The 18,958-nt window shown below is 31.0% G+C and carries 21 protein-coding genes; 20 read left to right on the top strand and 1 reads right to left on the bottom strand.

Features of this window, described 5'->3' with window-relative positions; genetic code table 11:
* Nucleotides 1-4: 4 nt before the first annotated feature.
* The 5 genes from DW114_RS12425 to DW114_RS12410 are packed head-to-tail and all read left to right on the top strand — an operon-like array spanning nt 5 to nt 2,291.
* Entirely contained in the window at nt 5-523 is a 519-nt protein-coding gene (locus DW114_RS12425; protein ID WP_117454082.1) for an FMN-binding protein, read from the top strand.
* 12 nt (nt 524-535) lie between these two features.
* Complete coding sequence (gene rsxE / locus DW114_RS12420; RefSeq protein ID WP_117454081.1) at nt 536-1,195, top strand: electron transport complex subunit RsxE; 660 nt, start codon at nt 536-538, stop codon at nt 1,193-1,195.
* A 3-nt stretch (nt 1,196-1,198) separates the two neighbouring features.
* On the top strand, nt 1,199-1,780 hold the full coding sequence (locus DW114_RS12415) for an electron transport complex protein RnfA (RefSeq protein WP_117454080.1): 582 nt from the start codon (nt 1,199-1,201) through the stop codon (nt 1,778-1,780).
* Between the two features lies 1 nt (nt 1,781).
* Nucleotides 1,782-1,955 (top strand): hypothetical protein, encoded by a 174-nt coding sequence (locus tag DW114_RS21285; protein ID WP_158552256.1) that lies wholly within the window; start codon nt 1,782-1,784, stop codon nt 1,953-1,955.
* A gap of 18 nt (nt 1,956-1,973) precedes the next feature.
* On the top strand, nt 1,974-2,291 hold the full coding sequence (locus tag DW114_RS12410; RefSeq protein WP_117454079.1) for a (Fe-S)-binding protein: 318 nt from the start codon (nt 1,974-1,976) through the stop codon (nt 2,289-2,291).
* Nucleotides 2,292-2,337: 46 nt separating this feature from the next.
* On the opposite strand, the gene DW114_RS22095 is transcribed toward DW114_RS12410, so the two are convergent.
* Entirely contained in the window at nt 2,338-3,261 is a 924-nt protein-coding gene (locus tag DW114_RS22095) for a collagen-like protein (RefSeq protein WP_270324846.1), read from the bottom strand.
* A gap of 318 nt (nt 3,262-3,579) precedes the next feature.
* On the opposite strand from DW114_RS22095, the gene DW114_RS12400 reads away from it, so the two are divergent.
* The 15 genes from DW114_RS12400 to DW114_RS12325 all read left to right on the top strand — a co-directional run bounded on the left by DW114_RS12400 (nt 3,580) and on the right by DW114_RS12325 (nt 18,858).
* The gene (locus DW114_RS12400; protein ID WP_117454078.1) at nt 3,580-4,812 is read left to right on the top strand and encodes a helix-turn-helix domain-containing protein; all 1,233 of its coding nucleotides are present in this window, start codon (nt 3,580-3,582) and stop codon (nt 4,810-4,812) included.
* 399 nt (nt 4,813-5,211) lie between these two features.
* Complete coding sequence (locus DW114_RS12395) at nt 5,212-5,859, top strand: hypothetical protein (protein ID WP_117454077.1); 648 nt, start codon at nt 5,212-5,214, stop codon at nt 5,857-5,859.
* A gap of 533 nt (nt 5,860-6,392) precedes the next feature.
* Nucleotides 6,393-7,010, top strand: coding sequence for an ATP-binding cassette domain-containing protein (locus DW114_RS12385; protein WP_117454075.1), 618 nt, complete (start codon nt 6,393-6,395; stop codon nt 7,008-7,010).
* An 861-nt stretch (nt 7,011-7,871) separates the two neighbouring features.
* Complete coding sequence (locus DW114_RS12380; RefSeq protein WP_117454074.1) at nt 7,872-9,224, top strand: hypothetical protein; 1,353 nt, start codon at nt 7,872-7,874, stop codon at nt 9,222-9,224.
* A gap of 13 nt (nt 9,225-9,237) precedes the next feature.
* On the top strand, nt 9,238-10,137 hold the full coding sequence (locus DW114_RS12375; RefSeq protein ID WP_117454073.1) for an ABC transporter ATP-binding protein: 900 nt from the start codon (nt 9,238-9,240) through the stop codon (nt 10,135-10,137).
* A 3-nt stretch (nt 10,138-10,140) separates the two neighbouring features.
* Nucleotides 10,141-11,307: an ABC transporter permease gene (locus tag DW114_RS12370; RefSeq protein ID WP_117454072.1), complete on the top strand. Its 1,167-nt coding sequence runs from the start codon at nt 10,141-10,143 to the stop codon at nt 11,305-11,307.
* Nucleotides 11,308-11,579: 272 nt separating this feature from the next.
* Complete coding sequence (locus DW114_RS12365; protein WP_117454071.1) at nt 11,580-12,041, top strand: GNAT family N-acetyltransferase; 462 nt, start codon at nt 11,580-11,582, stop codon at nt 12,039-12,041.
* 59 nt (nt 12,042-12,100) lie between these two features.
* Nucleotides 12,101-12,376: a hypothetical protein gene (locus tag DW114_RS12360; RefSeq protein ID WP_117454070.1), complete on the top strand. Its 276-nt coding sequence runs from the start codon at nt 12,101-12,103 to the stop codon at nt 12,374-12,376.
* Between the two features lie 128 nt (nt 12,377-12,504).
* Nucleotides 12,505-12,882: a GntR family transcriptional regulator gene (locus DW114_RS12355; protein ID WP_117454069.1), complete on the top strand. Its 378-nt coding sequence runs from the start codon at nt 12,505-12,507 to the stop codon at nt 12,880-12,882.
* 45 nt (nt 12,883-12,927) lie between these two features.
* Nucleotides 12,928-13,791, top strand: a complete 864-nt coding sequence (locus DW114_RS12350; protein ID WP_117454068.1) for an ABC transporter ATP-binding protein — start codon at nt 12,928-12,930, stop codon at nt 13,789-13,791.
* Nucleotides 13,785-14,429, top strand: coding sequence for an ABC-2 transporter permease (locus DW114_RS12345; RefSeq protein WP_117454067.1), 645 nt, complete (start codon nt 13,785-13,787; stop codon nt 14,427-14,429). The genes DW114_RS12350 and DW114_RS12345 overlap by 7 nt, the downstream gene beginning before the upstream one ends.
* A 97-nt stretch (nt 14,430-14,526) precedes the next feature.
* Nucleotides 14,527-15,543, top strand: coding sequence for an aspartate--ammonia ligase (gene asnA, locus DW114_RS12340; RefSeq protein ID WP_117454066.1), 1,017 nt, complete (start codon nt 14,527-14,529; stop codon nt 15,541-15,543).
* 76 nt (nt 15,544-15,619) lie between these two features.
* A complete protein-coding gene (locus tag DW114_RS12335) occupies nt 15,620-16,336 on the top strand; it encodes a DNA alkylation repair protein (RefSeq protein ID WP_117454065.1) in 717 nt (238 codons plus the stop codon).
* A complete protein-coding gene (locus DW114_RS12330; RefSeq protein WP_117454064.1) occupies nt 16,329-17,171 on the top strand; it encodes a radical SAM protein in 843 nt (280 codons plus the stop codon). Before DW114_RS12335 ends, DW114_RS12330 begins: the two co-directional genes overlap by 8 nt.
* A gap of 337 nt (nt 17,172-17,508) precedes the next feature.
* Nucleotides 17,509-18,858, top strand: a complete 1,350-nt coding sequence (locus tag DW114_RS12325) for an IS4 family transposase (protein ID WP_158552255.1) — start codon at nt 17,509-17,511, stop codon at nt 18,856-18,858.
* Nucleotides 18,859-18,958 lie beyond the last annotated feature (100 nt).

The following is an 18,958-nucleotide window of genomic DNA, read 5'->3' as shown; positions in this document are numbered from 1 at the left end:
AAACATGAAAAAAATTATTCATTTAACTGTTTTCTTAGCTCTGATTGCTGCACTTGCTGGTGCTGCACTAGGTTTTGCCAATAAAATGACAGCGCCTGTTATTGAAGCAAATGAGCTGGCAGCAGAAAAAGAAACATTAAAAGAAATCTATCCTGATGTAGCGGATGATGCTTTCAAAAAGGTCGCAGATAATGCATCTGATACCATTGAAAAAATCTTCCAGGTAGAAGGAAAAGGCTATATTTTCAAGATGAAGACCAAAGGTTATAAAGACGGTACAAGTTTCCTTGTAGCACTTGATAAAGATGGTAAAGTAGTTGATTATGTAGCAATCTCTAATGGCGATACACAAGGTTTAGGTACACAGGTTACAGAAGCACCATTCCGTGAAAAACTAAAAGGTGCGGATGCAACAAGCAAAGATATCTTAAATGATACGATTACAGGTGCCACTGTTACAAGTAAACCTGTCATTGAAGGTATTATGGAAGCAGCCAAATATCAGGCTGACAATTTGAAATAGGAGGGATGAATAATGAATCGTAAAGAAAATTTTACAGCAGGTTTCATCCGTGAAAATCCTGTATTCTCACTTTATTTAGGTTTATGTTCTACATTAGCGATTACGACAACCTTAAACAATGCCATTGGTATGGGTGTTGCCGTTATTCTGGTATTGATCATGAGTAATGTTATCATTTCATTGATTCGTAACATTACACCATCTGAAATCCGTATCCCAGTATATATCGTAATTATTGCGACACTGGTTAAAGTTATTCAGATGTTAATCAAAGCATACGCATCAAGTTTGGATAGTGCACTGGGTGTATTTATTCCATTAATCGTTGTAAACTGTATTATCTTAGGACGTGCAGAAGCATTCGCCAGCAAAAATAAACCGCTGGATTCTGCATTAGATGGTTTAGGAATGGGTCTTGGTTATACTGCAAGTATTATTGTAATGTCTGCAATTCGTCAGATTATCGCAACTGGTATCTTGTCATTTGACAATCCATTTGATGTAACACAGAATATTTTCTCTATTCGTATTATTCCAGAGGAATTCACAATTTCTATGTTCTCACAACCATTTGGTGCTTTCTGTACATTCGCTATTTTGGCAGCTGCACTTGCTGCCTATAAGAATCATCAGGCTGATAAAGCTAAAAAACTGGAAAAGGAGGCGAAATAAGGTATGGATTGGGGTAATTTATTCGTTATGCTGATCACGTTTGTTTTCATTAACAACGTCGTCTTAAACCAGTTCCTTGGTATGTGTCCATTCATGGGTGTTTCCAAGAAGAGCAGCTCTGCTATTGGTATGGGTGCTGCTGTTACCTTTGTTATCGTTGTAGCATCTATCGTTACTTATGGTTTGTATTATGGTATTTTAACACCATTGCATCTAGAATTTATGGATTTGATTACTTTCATTCTGGTAATTGCCGCTTTGGTTCAGTTAGTAGAAATGATCATTAAAAAATTAAGTCCAGTATTATATAAAGCGTTAGGTGTATATCTGCCTTTGATTACAACAAACTGTGTTGTATTAAACGTAACATTAAACAATATTACTAATGGATATAATTTCATTGAAATGTTGACATATTCTATTGCGATTCCAGTAGGTTTCACAATGGTACTTTATATCTTCTCTACAATTCGTGAGCGTTTAGAGGCTTGTGATACTCCAGTAGCATTCAAAGGAAATCCAATTGCTTTGATCGTAGCAGGAATCATGGCACTGGCATTCTCTGGATTGATGGGATTGGTATAAAATGGATATCATATTAAAATCTGTCATTTACTTAGGTATCTTAGGTGGGCTATATGCATTGGTTTATTATTTAAATCATAAAACACCTTTACCTAAAGGATGCGAAAATTTAAAAGCAGAGTGCAATGGCTGTCATGACCTATCCTGCTGTAACAACCCTGCACATGATGAATAAGAAAGGGGCAAGGAATCCATGGAAACAGTAATTACTGCGATTGCGATGATGCTTGTTCTAGGAGCAATTCTTGGACTGGGATTAGGTATCGCTGATAAGTTTTTAAGTGTTGAAGTTGATGAACGTATTGAAAAAGTATCAAGCATGCTTCCTAACTACAACTGTGGTAGCTGTGGTTATGCTGGATGTAGCGGACTTGCTGAAGCTTTGGTAAATGGTGAAATCAGTGTCGTTGGTACTTGTAAACCATGTAAACCAGATCAGAAAGCTGCAATCGCTGAATACTTAAATAATACACCGGGACCAGATGGTGTCTGTGTAAAGGTAAAACCTTAAACAAATGAAATAGAGGCAATGTTTATTTACATATGCCTCTATTTTTTTATTTTGTGATAATTTCTGTTTTACATGTGGAAACAAAGGTAGGATCGGAATTTCCATTGGATACCAGTACGACCATACCAAATGCATTTACATGAACTGTGCCCTGTCCAACAGTCTGACCACCTGCATTAATAGATACATTCGTTGTATTTACTGGTAGATATGATTGCACAGCAGACTCACAGTTTGCATCGCAGCTTGTAGGAAGTGGGGATGGTGCTGGTAAATACGAAATCGCCTCATTGTATGTGGCACTCGTTATTCTGATTGCCGCAATACGACATAGCGATATTGCTTCCTGTGGAACACCCTGGGCATTGACTAATTGTAATAAACCAGCATTTGGATTGCTATTTGGTGCAGGCAATAATGAACCTAAACGACCGCTTGCATTATTGCCACTTTCCATAGAAACAACAACGTTATCTGTAGGATATAAGGTAATTAACTGTTCAATGACATTTCGCATTTGTTGAACACATACACATCCTATACTAACAGCTTCTGGTCCAGTTGGTCCTGTAACTCCGGTATTTCCAGTTGGTCCAGTTGGTCCTGTAACTCCGGTATTTCCAGTAGGGCCAGTAGCACCAGTAATTCCAGTGTTTCCTGTAGGTCCAGTCGCACCTGCTAATCCAGTATTACCTGTTGGTCCAGGAATTCCATCCTGGCCAGTAGGCCCGGTCGCACCAGTGATTCCTGAATTTCCAGTGGCACCAGTTGGACCTGTTGCTCCGGTGATTCCAATACTGCCTGTCGCACCCGTAGCGCCTGTAATTCCAGTATTTCCAGTAGGTCCAGTCGCTCCAGTACTTCCACTTGGTCCCGTAGGTCCAGTATCACCTTTATCGCCTTTTGGCCCCCTGTAGTAATAACAGCCACAACATATATCATCATCGTATATGTTATTAAAATCACACATGATTTCACCTCCATTACAGGTTATGTATATACAATTTTAAAGTATATGCAATAACCTGTTTTGTATATAGTATAATTTCAAACGTTATATAGTATTTTTGTATTCAGCTTGACTTTCTAAAAACTGATACAAAAACTATTTTTATTCTGTTATAATGAAGTAAAATAATGAATAAATTTAACCATAAATGGTATTATGATAAATATTATGAAAAATGTGGAAGATATATCAGAATGGTGTAGATCTAATATTTCTTAGAATCGACAAATATATTCATAAATACAGGAAATTATAATTCTAGAATAGGAGGATTTGAAAATGGAAGATTTAGTATATTTAGGAAAATATATAAAATTGCAAAGAGAAAGACGTAATTTGAATATCAGCCAATTAGCTTATAAATGTAACTTTAGTCGCTCTTACCTGAGTCAAATAGAAAGTGGCAGAGTAATACCATCAGAAAAATTAAATAATACTATTGACGCTATTTTTACTTGTTTAAATTTAAATTATCAAAATTATCTAGAAAAAGGTTTATGCTTGCAGCAAGATGTAGATGATTTATTGCACTATATATTTTATAATTTACAAGAGCAAAGAGATGCTTTATATAGCAAAATGAGAAACGAAGAAGAAGATTATAAATCATATAAAGCATTTCCACGTTATTGCCTAAGTAAATTTGTCTATAATGTTTCCATGAATAACCAAACAGATAGTGAATTAGATTATTTAATGAAATCATTGTTAGATAACATTAATATATTTGAGATAAAAGACAGAAGTATATGCTATACTTTTGTAGGTATATACTATAGACAAAAATCAAATTGTGATAAAAGTGAATCTTTTTTATTAGAATCTTTAAAATTTGGTGAATTTAAGGATATAACAGGAATAACATATTATCAATTATCAATAACACAATCATTAAAAAACAGTGTAGCAATTGCTTTACTTAATATTCAAAAATCAATATTGAGATTTAAATGTGATGGGAATTTTAAACGCATAATATATTCGCAAGCACAAGAAGCTATAATATTAGGGAGATGTGGAGAATTGGAAAGAGCTGAAAAAGTTCTAAAAGAAATATTGAATAATTATCAGTTAAATGAGAATTTTAAAAAAACACTCCTTATTAATTTGGCACAATCGAACATTAGTTTAAAAAAATATGAAGAAGCTTTACATATATTAGATGAAATTAATATAGTAAATGATAATGTTATATTTATGAGACTATATGTTTATTATGAATTATCTAACAAAAAAGATTTTAATGAGTATTATGAAAGTAATATTAATAATATAAAGACAATTCTTTTTAAACAGCAAACTAAAATATTACATATGAAAATAAATAACGAAAAACAGAATGAAGAATATTTACATCTTCTTTTGGAAACTCATTCTAATGACAATTTAAAATATGATGTAGATTTGAGGGTATTTGTTTTAGATGAATTAATAGAGTATTATGAAGAAATTGGAAAATACAAGCTTTCTAATAAATATTTAAAAGAAAAAATCAAATTATATGAGGCGTAAATCAAATAAAGAATATTATTCATCAAATATAAAAAAAATTTCAAAAATGAGTTAACTGCTTTTATTAGACCTGTATTGATTGTTCTATTTACATATTATATACTATGACCATAAACAAAGGATGCTCATTTGTTTAATGAAAGCGAACTTAGTAGAATTTCATGTACATTACATGCAGTATGCAAAAATGTGAAGAATTAAGGTATTACTTACCATTGCTGTGGCTTTGATGTTAGTTTACCTGTTATGTATTTCATTTGTAAGCATGATCTGAAAAACAGATACTACTGGATACTGGATTTGCTTACATTTATGTAATTCATAAGGGTAATGTATATCATCATGGAAGTAATGCTACTATGTTTTGCTTCCTTTCATATAAAAGGAGGCGATTTATAAATGAAAGTTGAATATAAACAGATAGTAAAGCGAGGTCTACTCCTTGCCTTAGTTATTATAATTATTCAAAATATATTATTAATGTTGGCGGACGTTCCTACAGAACCTAATTTAGGTTATAATATCTATTTCTCAATTCAAAATTCTAGTAGAGAAATATTTTATACAATTTTTTTGATAATACTTATTCCATCATTGCTATTGATTTATTATTATGATGATTATCATAATAAACACGATAATCTTTGTTTATTAAGAATAGGATATAAGAAATATTATTTACGAGCTATTCTTCAAATATTGATTTTGACTTTTTTACTTAGAATTATAGTTGAGATTGTATTCGTTTTAGAAATACATTTTTTAAAATCTAATATAAATTTCACTTCTTCAGTATCAACACATGCAATATTTGGTGATAAAGCCTTAGTAAATTTACTAGCGTATATAATCACTTCTTCTATAGGAACAGGTGTATTTAGCTGCTTTTGGTTCTCAATTATATACTTTATAAAAAACAAATATATATTTAGAGGAATTATGGTCTTATGGCTTTTTGTTTCAATGATAGGATTTTCAATCATATATCCATTAGCGACTAGCTTATTACTGAATGTATTTATTAGAAAGAAGCTTAAAAATGGTTAGTTTATATAGAAGATTATTTAAATCGCCTTATTTCTTGTTATTCTTTCTATCTTTGATACAACTTTATTTTAGGCGATATTTTATAGAAAGTAATTATACCACGCCAATCGATCAATGGTTAATAACGAATAACACTATAACTATTTTGGTAAATAATGCATTTCTCTTATTACAAGTAAAGAAAATGGGTGTATTAAAGAATGTTAGAGATATGGTTTTAATTAGAATAGGAAAGAACAATTTTTATTTTCAACTTTATAAGATGTCTTTCAAAGGTCTGACATTATATTTTTTCACAACATATATTTTTCTTTCTTTATTATTCATAAATACCCTTTCTATAGTTTCTACATATTTCGTCTTTATTATTCTTAATTTAGTGATCTTCTCTTTATATGAAGTATTCTTTAATTATATGATCATAGAACAAAAAAGTACTCTTTATATTATAGTGCCTTTTATATTTAATATTGTATTCCATTATGTAATTGTTCCGATATTATTTTTTCAAATATAAAAAAGGAGGAAGTAAAATGTTAATTGAAATTAAAGGATTGTCAAAGAAATTCAAGGATAAACAGGTGATAAAGAATTTAGACTTTTGTATAGATAAGGGTGATTTGATTTTAATACAAGGCATTAATGGATGTGGGAAATCAACACTTTTAAAAATTATATCTGGGCTAATGTCTTATGAGAAAGGCTCTATAATTTTTGAAAAACCGCTCAAAATTGGAGCTTTTATTGAAAATCCTAATTTTATTGAGAATGAATCAGCTCTATATAATATGAAGTTCCTAATGGAATTAACAGGAAGTTTTGATAAAGAACTGGTTTCTTCATTATTTAAAGATTTTCAACTTGATATTGAGGATAAAACTATAGTTAAAAAATATAGTATTGGAATGCGTCAAAAATTAGGTATTATTCAAGCAGTAATGGAAGATCAGGATTTTATATTATTTGATGAACCAACTAGAGGTCTTGATAAAGCTAGTATGAAATCATTTGACAAACTAATCTCTGAATTGAATAAAATGGGAAAAACATGTATAATATGCGCACATGATGGTGTTTCAAATATAAATTTTAATAAATTGTATGATATGGAAGAAGGACATCTAATTGAAAAGACAAATATTAAAGTATAGATTTATAATAACCGCCATATTTATTACGCTAATATTTGTTTTTTATTTCAACAGAGATAACTATATTCTTATGGTTTATTTTGTTCCGAAAAGAATGATTGAATTGGTCTTCACATTAACTCTTATATTGGCAAATGGTTATTTCTTGATTGACAATATATACTACTATGTGAAAATGTATAATGAAATAGTAATCAGATCAAGTAAAGATTATTATTATACATTGTTATTGAAAAAAATATTATATTGTTTCGTTTTACTAGGTATTTCACAATGCATTTTAAATTATATAGCTTGTGGCGAAATTTTATTAGGAATAACCCTTTTATATTTTTCAATTATCATTTCTGTATTTTTCATATTAAATAGATTTTTAGGAAGTATTTCTCAAGACATATTGATAATCATTTTTTCATTTTGTATTTTTATCTTGAAATGCTTGTATTATATATTTTGAATTAAGAAAACTTTGTTTAATAATTTTTGAAATATCAACATCGTTTTTTTCAATAAAGTACTTTATACTATAAAGAATCAGTTAACAAAAAAGATAGGGCATTTGCTAAGCAAGATGTTTAGTAAAGCTCTTTTTTTGAGACTTTCTATTAAATAAGGCACTTATTAATATAAACTATGATTCCTGTATTTGATAATTTCATATAGTATAATTTATGTTAATATAGTATACTAAAGGTATCAGAAAGCTAGCTATTATCTTTCTTTAGAAAAATATCTCAATCTATCACTAAATTATAATGAGCATTACAAAACAAGGAGTAGTAGGAATACAAGATAGTATTGAGTGATTTTTAAATTTATATCATCGTTTAGCTAAAAAGTCTAAAAGAAAGGATATTGATTATGAGAGAAGAAATGAAATACATTTTAAAGACAAAAACGACAGTCTTTTGTTTTATCATTTTGTTGATGTTCAATATGTTTCAATTATACAATTTTGTAACTAGAGAAGATGTTGTCACAAAAGAATCGATCAAACAGGAAATGAAGGATTTAGAATTATTTTATATGGGATTGACATCATATGTAGAATCAACAGATTCTCCAAAATACAAAGAGGTATTTGAAATTCTTTATAAGAATAATTTGGCTTTAGCTAATTTCCATCATCAAGCCTACGATCAAATGGATGAGGATAAAACTTTAAAAGATTATAAAAAAATTATATTAAAATTAAATATATTAGAAACTTTGTTGGAAATCAATCTTTATGCAGATGGAAATACAGTTTATCCTTATTATCAAGAAAAATACTCATTAGAAATAGAAAATCATAAAGATTTTATCAATGAGGAGGCTTTTGGCTTTGATACCAAAAGATTATCAAAACTTGGTGGTGTCGCAACAAAGGATATTCAATATAAAGCTAATTGTCAGAAATTAGAGTATTATTTTAAAATGTTAGATCAAGATATGGTGGAAGTAACAGAAAAAGATATAAATCCTTGGAGCTATCTGATTTATCATTTAGGAGATCAGAGTTACGCAGAAACAGTCATTGTGATGATTGGCATGTTATATACGATTTCCTGTGTGATGATGCTAAGAAAAGATCATCGTTTGTATCTGATGTGTATTCAACCAACTTCTTTATTTCGAATCGTGATGAAACAGGTCATGATGATAGCTCTAACTTATTTGCTTATTATTGTATTGTCTTTATTGATACCTGTTTTATTACTAGGGGTTCAATATGGTTTTGATGGATTGCGACAACCAGTATTCATGTATAAAGATGGATTAACAGGCTTTCAATTATTTGATCATGGCGATGTAATAAATTATGTCGGATTGTCTTATCTTCCGACAAAAGAGAATCTTGGACAAACACTTGAAGTGTCAATACCATCAGAAGTACAAATGACAACTTTTTTAAATAATATGAGCTTAGCTGTATTATTGTTAACTATGAAAATAATAACATTTATTACAGTCACAGTAAGTATTACTTTCTGGTTGCGAAAGGTTCCTTATATCATTATGACAGGTTCTGTATTGGTAGGATATTTATTTGTTTCACAATTGTTCTATCCACATGCGTTGTCAATAAATCCATTTAGTATGGAAAATGGATTCAAGATACTTGGTGGAGGAGCTACGATTACTTATTTACATGCGATTTTGATTTTAATAGCAACATGGCTGGTATTGATTGTGTTTAATAAAATCATTTCAGATAAATGCAGTATTGAATAAGGAGAAAAATGAGATGGAAACTATATTAGAAGTAAAAAAGCTGAAAAAAAAGATTGGGAAAACTGAAATTTTGCATGATATTTCATTTTCAGTATTTGAAAATGAAATCGTAGGTTTTGTGGGGCCAAATGGAGCAGGTAAATCTACTACCATGAAATGTATAACAGGTTTATTCAAAGTTCCTAAAGATATGGTATATATTATGGGAAAAGATATGTATGATCACCATGTGGAAGCTTTGCGGTATTTAGGAGCAAGTATTGAGGCACCTGCTTTATTTCCAGACTTAAATGGATATGATCATTTTTCGATGGTGGCAAATTGGAGAAAAGAGAAAAAAGAAAATCTACAGGAGTTATATGAATTAAGTGGATTAAAAAAGGAAGCTTTAAAAAGACCAGTACGTACATATTCAATGGGAATGAAGCAACGTTTAATGCTATCATTGACATTGATTGGTTCTCCCAAACTGCTATTGTTGGATGAACCATTAAATGGATTAGATCCACAGGCGACGTTTGAGTTTAGAGAAAAACTATTGGATTTAAGAAAACGAAATACAAGTATCTTATTATCTTCTCACCAATTAAATGAGGTAGAAAAGATATGTGATCGTATCGTGTTTATAAAAGATGGCAGAATCGTGAATTCTATTACTACTGAAGCTTTACAACAAATGCAATATTATACATTTCAATTACAACCTATTGAAAAAGCAAGACAAGTATGTAAAAAAATGAATTTAGAAATAAGAGAAGAAGGTACACATGTATCCATTCGTTTTGATACTCCACAGATATTGAATGCATTCTTTAAGGCTGTTGTAAGTGAAAATATTGATATCATAGAAGTGAATAGTGCAGACCATTTGGAACAGTATTATAAAAATTTATATCGAAATGCGGAGAAATAGCGTATGAAACAGTTAATAAAAAATGAGTGTCGAAGGTGGTTTACAAGAAAAAAAATCTGTGCATTCTTATGTCTGATGGGCTGTTGCGTATTGTTTTATGAATTTTATTACCATCAAAGCTATCTCTCATATTATGAAAAAGAATACGTAAATTTAAAAAATGAATATACAGATGTAAGCTCGGTGATGAGAATTTATGGAATGAATATGAAAATAGATGATAGTGAAGATTTAAAGATAGCATATGATATATATGATAAAGAATATCAATTATTAGCAAAAGAAATGAATCTATGGAACAATAATACAGATGGACGATTTGATGAGGAATTGTTATCTTTGGAAAAGCAGCGGGATGAAAACCTTTTACGTTTAGAAGAAAATCGAATAGAACCAATGAATATGCAGATTTATCGTAATACACCTGAAGATTTAAATAATCGCATAAAATTACGGGAAAGTTATGAACAACAGCATATCAAAGAGAAAGTGGTCAAGAATGTGCCAGATGTCAATTATGTCTTATATAAAATATTTTCTGGCTCTGATGCGACGATTTTTCTGATTCTGTTTATCTTGTGTATTGTGAATTTTAACATCTGGTCATCGGAATTTGAAAATCAAACATATCGGTTGGCGTTCATTCAACCATATCAAAGAAAAAGTATTTATATATCTAAATTACTTGTGCAGATCATCATGAGTCTTGGTCTATTCTTCTTGATGATTGTGACCCTTGCTACATGTGCATATATTCAATATGGAGTTGGGGAACCAATCATTGTAGCAGTGAATCAAACAATGCTGCATGGTGTACAAACATCCGCTGATCAGGTGTTTACATATGTAACAACTTCATCACTGCTGATAAAATTTCTATTACGCCAGATTCTGTATATTAGCATATTAGAGATTGTAATCCATACTGTTTCATTTTTTGCGAAGAAAACCGAATTGAGTTTGCTGGTAATTTTTACACTATTGATTGCGATGGTCTTTGCTGGTTTAAGTGAACATGCCAATCTGATAAATATTTATCAATTAGAAAAGTTATATAGTGAAACACAATACGTGTCGCAGTTATCAACATTTGGCATGTTGGCTTTGATAGGTATCCTATGTTTTTTCATTAATTATTTATATCTTGTTTATTGCGATTTAAAAGGATAGTCAAGCTATATGAAACTCTATATTATAAGTGATTTCTAATACTTATAGAAAAGGGTGTTAATAAAAGAGGAAGAATCAATTATTATCATGAATCTTCCTCTTTCGTTTTTTACGGTTTTATATTAACTCATTTTTGGCTTTCATGATTGTTCTCAATAATTTTTCACCGTTACTTAAGCTATGCGCTAAAAAATATTAAGAATATGCGAATACCTATTTTGTATATCAAAATGGATAATTGTGCATACTTATAAGAAAAGGGCGGTGTTTTTATGTTTGTTGAAATTAGAGAGTGGAATGAGGAAGATGCGTTTGCTTTACATTCTTTATCAAAACATCCATATTTGTCAAAAGAACGATTATTTCGATATTTTTATCCAGATACATTTTTAAATGCAATGAGTACGATTTACTTTTATCAAAATGCAGATCCGAAACGCTTTTTATATCGTGCTGTAATCGTAGATGGAAACGTTGCGGGTTTTATCAGCGCACAGGTGAAGAATGAACATTCTGCAGAGCTTTCATATTGGCTTGGAGTCAAATATTGGAGAAAGGGGATTATGAGTAAAGCAGTATCTTTACTATGCAAGGAAGCATTTGATAAATTGCCTGTTTTTTGTATATATGCAATGGTAGATCAAAAAAATATTGCTAGTCAGAAAGTATTGGAGCACAATGGTTTTCAAAAAGAGAAAATAGAACACCTGTTTATTTATCGAAAATATAAATAGATTGAAAATATATTCACATCATGTTAAATTAAATAATGTGAATAGGGCAGGAGGTAAAGATGATTAAACTATGTTTTTTTGATTATGGCAATCATGATTTAGATGTAGAAAAAGAATTAATGATCGATGTGGATGTAATAGATTTTATAACAGATCAGATTCAAAATATATCTTTTGATTCCACAAGTAATGAAGCAGATTTAGAGGATAATTGGATATATTGGTTTAATAGTAATGATGAAAATGAAGCTGTATGTAAGCTGGATAAGTTGATTTCATCTAAAATAAAAAAAGGATCAAAATTGAAATATAAAATTGAAATTGATGAAATGTAGATATATAGTTTGAGCGAATTTTTTAGAAAAATCATGATTGGAGATTGACATATCTTATGAAGTGTAATATAGTGTACTTGTACAATAAGTACACTATATTACACTTTTCTAATGGAAGGAGTGATGATGTGGATATCATTATCAGTAATAACAGTAGTAAGCCTATTTATGAACAGATTATTTCACAGATAAAAGCAATGATTATGAGTGGAGAATTGCAATCCGGAGAAATGCTGCCATCCATGCGCGCGCTGGCAAAATCATTACATATCAGTGTAATCACTGGCCAAAAAGCTTATGAAGAATTACAAAGAGATGGCTTTATTGAAACGGTAACTGGAAAAGGAACCTTTGTTGCTGCGCAAAACAAGGACTTTATCCAAGAGGAACACTTACGCCAGATCGAACAAAAGCTTATGGATGCTGCAGATTTAGGAAGAAGCAGTGCTGTTTCATTAGAAAAAATGATAGAGCTATTGACGATGTTTTATCAAGATGATGAATGATTATCTAATTGATATCGCTGAAATAGACAAGGAGGATTCACAAAGATGGAACAAAGTTTGATTATAAAAAATGTGAATAAAATATTCCCTCAATTCACATTACAAAACATACATATGGAAGTACCAGAAGGAACGATTATGGGGTTTGTTGGTGAAAATGGTGCTGGAAAAACAACCACGATTCAATGCATTTTAAATTTATTAAAACTGGATGATGGTGAAATCGAAGTGCTGGGTAGAAAACATACAGATCCTGTTTTAAAAGATGACATCGGCGTTGTATTTGATGAAAATAATTATTTTGATACTATGAATATCCAACAAATAAATAAGATGATGCTAAAAATTTATAAAAACTGGCATGCAGATGAATTTTTTGAAATGTGTCATTCACGATTTGCATTGCCAGAAGATAAGTTGATTAAAGATTTTTCAAGAGGCATGCATATGAAATTAGCGATTGCCATGGCATTATCGCATGAGGCGAAGTTATTAATATTGGATGAACCAACGAGTGGTTTAGATCCTGTCACAAGAGATGAAATATTAGATATTTTTCTTGATTTTGTACAAGATGAACATCATTCTATCTTGTTGTCCTCACATATCTCTACAGATATAGAAAAAATTGCTGATTACATCACTTATATTCATGAAGGCAGTGTGATCTTTAGTAAATCTAAAGATGAATTATTAGAGAACTTTGGTATTATGCGTTGTAGCAAAAACCAAGCTTCATTGATTGATGAAGAAGATATTATTGCTAAATTAGAACATGATTATTCAGTTGATATTTTGGTAGATCATAAGAACAAAATGGAAAAGAAATATAAGGATATCATTATGGATAAGCCAAGTATTGATGATATCATGTTGCTGTATGCGAAAGGAGAAAGAAAAGTATGTTAGGGCTATTATATCGGGATTTTATCAATTTAAAAGCTTCCTTAAGGTCAATTATATTATCATCTATCTTTATTATGGTGGTCGCAATCTTTTTTAACTATGGAATGATTATGGTGATTAGTTTACCTGTATTCTTTGCATTTTCAATCACGGGAAGTTTTCAATGTGATGCAGCTTTAAAATGGAATAAAAAATGTATGACATTACCAATATCTGCAAAAAATGTTGTATTCGCAAGATATCTGACATTTGCTATATTAATGGGTATAGGTGCATTATTTTCCTTTGTATTTGGTGTTGTTTATATGAATATAACAAATTTTTCACAAACAAATCATCACTTTACTTTGCAATTAGGAATGGCGATTGCCTTACTTATGCCATTATTTTATGCTTCATTGTTTTTTCCAAGTATTTATTATTATAAAGGAGAAAAACTGGAAATGGCGATGCTTACGTGTATGATTTTGATGTTTTTAATCTTTGGTGGTGGTGCTTTGATTATTAAATACACAACGATTTCTTTTCAATATACAGATTTAAATATGTATGTTTACGTATTTTTAGCGATATCCCTAGTATTATTTATTCTTTCATACTTCCTTAGTTTAAAAATTTATGAAATAAAATCTATAGAATGATAAAAAATGAAAATTATTACGAAAATATTTTCAAAAAAAGATATATTTTAGAAACAAAATACGGTATAATAGAGGCTGTATAGTGAGGAGAGATGATATGGCCGCAAAAGATTTATTGATACCAAAATATTATGAAAACAAGTTGGATATCATATCCACAGAGATAGCGATTAAATATGTCAAGGATTTATTTGAAAGAAGACTGGCGCATCATTTGAATCTGATGCGTATCAGTGCACCGCTTTATGTAAGAAAAAGCAGTGGTTTAAATGATGATTTAAATGGGATTGAACGCCCAGTTGATTTTGATATAAAAGAAATCAAAGATGAAGATATTGAAATCGTACATTCTTTGGCAAAATGGAAACGTATGGCGTTAAAACGCTATAACATGAATATTGGAAAAGGTATCTATACCGATATGAATGCAATACGACGTGATGAGGTCTTGGATAATCTTCATTCTACGTATGTGGATCAGTGGGACTGGGAAAAAATCATTGATGAAAAAAGCCGTAATGTTGAATTTTTGAAAATGACAGTTCGTAATATTATGAAAGCGTTAAAGGAAACGGAAAAAGAACTGGATATTGTATTTGAAAATCTAGAGCCTTTTATTCAGGAAGATGTTTATTTTATCACTTCTCAAGAATTGGAAGACCGTTATCCTGATTTAACACCGAAACAAAGAGAATATGAAATTACCAAGCAATATAAAACAGTATTTATCATGCAGATTGGTGATGTATTAAAAAGTGGTCAAAAACATGATGGTCGTGCACCGGATTATGATGACTGGGCATTAAATGGTGATATTTTATTATATTATCCAATTCTGGATTGCCCTATTGAAATCAGTAGTATGGGCATTCGTGTAAATAAACAATCATTACAGGAACAGTTGAAAAAAGCTGGTTGTGAAGAACGTTTACAACTCCCATTTCATCAAATGCTGATGAACGATGAATTGCCATTAACCATTGGTGGAGGAATTGGTCAAAGCCGTATCTGTTTGATTCTATTGAACAAAGCACACATTGGTGAAGTACAGGTAAGCCAGTGGGATGATGAAATGGTGAAAGTCTGTGAAGAACACCATATTACATTACTATAACAGGATAGAAGTTCATATATCCTGTTTTTTTATGGTATAATGATACTACAAATATTTGGGAAAGTGAGTGAGGAAAATGGAAGTACAAGAAATAATAACGCAGTTACAGGGTATGTCTAATGAAAAATATAAGGCTAATGTTGTGAAAATGGGTATTCCGGAAGCAAATAGCATTGGCGTATCAACAGGAGAAGTTCGCAAGTTAGCGAAAACCATTGAAAAATCAAATGCATTGGCATATGCATTATGGGAAAGTGGATATCATGAGGCAAGATTACTGGCAGTGCTTTTATTTGATAAAAAGACATTAACCATCAAGGAAGCTGCTAAGTTAATGGATGATGTGATATCCTGGGATTTATGCGATCATTTATGTAAGAATCTGATTGTGAAAATCAAAGGGTTCACAGAGCTGATCAATGAATGGATCATATCCAATGATACATATAAAAAACGCGGTGCTTTTACCTTAATGGTCGCAGATGTTATTCATAATAAGAAAATCACAGAAGATACCATAGATGAGTATTTGGATATGGTAAAAAATTATAGTGATGATGATCGAGATCATGTAAAGAAAGCTGCCTCATGGGCATTACGTGAGATTGGAAAGAAGGATTTCACAGAAAATGAAAAGGCTATTTTGCTGGCACATGAGTTAAAAGAGGGCAGTAAGCCCCAGCAATGGATTGCGAAAGATGCTTTAAAAGAACTGGAAAATGTTGTGAAGGTAGAAGGTAGGGGAAGGCTAATTTCCGCAGATTCCATGATGGGTAAAGAAAAAGATGAATGAGATAATTGTAAAAGAAATTCAGGTCAAAGATTTGTTAACGAAATCTAATCTTCCTGATAGTGATTATGTGATTAATCCTTATACAGGCTGTGCACATGGCTGTCGTTATTGTTATGCTAGTTTTATGAAAAGATTTAGCGGACATAAAGAGCCGTGGGGAAGTTTTGTGGATGTAAAGCATTGCGATAAATTAATGAATACCAAAAAGCTGATAGGGAAAACCGTGTTTCTATCATCCGTGACGGATTGTTATCAGCCTATCGAAGAACAATATGAAAAGACCCGCTCAATTTTAAAACAACTAAGGGATGTTGATTGCACGTTAAATATCTCTACGAAATCAAAACTGATTTTAAGGGATATTGATCTTTTAACGAAATGTAAACATTGTACTGTATCCATGTCTATCAATACATTAGATGAAGATTTTAGAAGGAAAATGGATCATGCTAGTACGATAGAGGATCGTTTTTCTACTTTAAAACAACTACATGAACATGGAATTTATACCATTTTATTTATGTCGCCAATTTTTCCCATGTTGACAGATTGGAAAGGCATCATAGAGAAAAGCAGGGATTTCGTTGATTGTTTCTGGTTTGAAAATTTAAATTTGAGAGGAACCTATAAGAAGGAAATTTTGGATATCATAAAAACAGATTACCCTCAATATATGGATTTATATGATCAAATCTATCACAAAAAAGATAAATCTTATTGGCAAAGTCTTGCGAAGGATATTCATGATTATTGTATGGAACATAAGATTCCACATATCAATTATTTTTACCATGAAGAACTGGTAGAAGAAAAGAAACAGAAAAATGCATCGTAAAAAAGAGAAGATTTGTTCATTTCCAATGCCAATAAGTTAAGGGCATTGACAACAATGAAAAGTGATATCTAGTGAATTTCCCACTAGGTACCACTTTTTATTTTTCACTATTGACAAAAGAATCAAAATTTGGCCGCTTACGCGGCTTTGTTTATAAGTGAATGCACACAAAGGAGGACTTCATTTATGTTATTCATTTATAAACAGAATTCATTTGACACTTTTCATTTGAATACGATTCATGTTTCATTCTCATGTATATTCTTTTTTTCTTTGTTTCTATTCTTTATTTACTATTCGCTAAGCCTGGTTTTAGGTTATAATGGAGGTAACTTATATGGTAGATAGTGCTATTCATGCCGTACATGATTATCTACCCGATGCATCCCTGCATTTTTTAGAACTTATCAAAGGCGATAATCCTGATTCTTTTACCAGATTACGGAAACTATCTGTTCTTGATATTATTTATCAAATGTTTGATCGAAAAGGGTGCTCACAATGGAGTGATATTATGAACTTTTACGATGACCTCAATAAAAAACAAACAATAACAGAAACTGGCTTTTACCTTGCCAGAAAAAAATTCAATCCTGAGGCATTGCGTGTCATGAGCAATGAGTTTATTGCCAATTTTTATGACAACAATGCCGATGAAATGAAAAAATGGAAAAACCATCTAGTACTATCCGTTGATGGTTCCAAGATCATCCTACCTAATACAAAAGAGAATGAAGCCATCTTTGGTCGTATAAATGCGAAGCCTACATCCAAAGATTTTGATTCCAAACCTGTTAGTGGTCTTTTATCTACCCTTCATGATTGTTTGAACGATACGTTTCTTGATGTAAAGTTTGGTCCATGTTCATCAAGTGAGAAGTATTTCGCTTCGAAGCATATCACAACATACTGCGAAAACTTCATTGATAGTGCCATTTTCACCTTGGATAGAGGATATCCATCTATGAGACTTGTAGATCAACTGATAAACAGTAAGCAATATTTCGTATTCAGATTACCTAGTAGTTTTTTGAAAGCATATACAAATCAAATAAAGGCGGGAGAAGACAAGGTCATACACATTACCTTTGATAGAGAAAGTACGAATCAATATCGAGATGACATTCAGTTTCGACAGCATCTGATGAATACCACGTATACCCTACGATTCACTAAATTGATTATAGGACAGGACAAAGACGACCAAGATATCGTTGAATTACTAATGTCAAACTTACCAGAAGATGAATATAGTAAGGATGATTTAAAAGAACTATATCATTTACGTTGGAGGATTGAAACATCTTATAACAGATTAAAAAACAGGATGAAACTGGAGAATTTCAGTGGATACAAATCAACACTTATTTATCAGGATATATACGCAGATATCTGGCTATATAATATCATATCATTAGAAATCTTGTATGCGAATGATCAAGTAGCGATAGAACAGAAACAGGAGGGAGAATACATACTAAAGCGAAATTTCAATAAAGCAATAGGAATTATGAAGAAGTTATTTATAAGGGCATTAATCAGCATGGATGAAGATACAAATGATTATGCATTATCAGTAATAAAGGATAATATAGCAGGCAATTTAGTATGGATTAAAAAAGGACGTGCCTATGAACGAAAGCGAACAACAACGCCTTCTTCAATGTCTTATAAAAGCACGTATTAGTCTAATTTTTATCAAGAATCAAAATGTTGTTTTCATAATGCCATAAATCTATCTATATATCAGAAAAAACGCAAAAAAAAGAGGAATTAGCCTTTGATTT

Source organism: Absiella sp. AM09-50 (genome assembly GCF_003433845.1).
Taxonomy (GTDB): domain Bacteria; phylum Bacillota_I; class Bacilli_A; order Erysipelotrichales; family Erysipelotrichaceae; genus Hoskinsella; species Hoskinsella hominis.
This window is presented reverse-complemented; position numbering and strand designations above follow the sequence as displayed.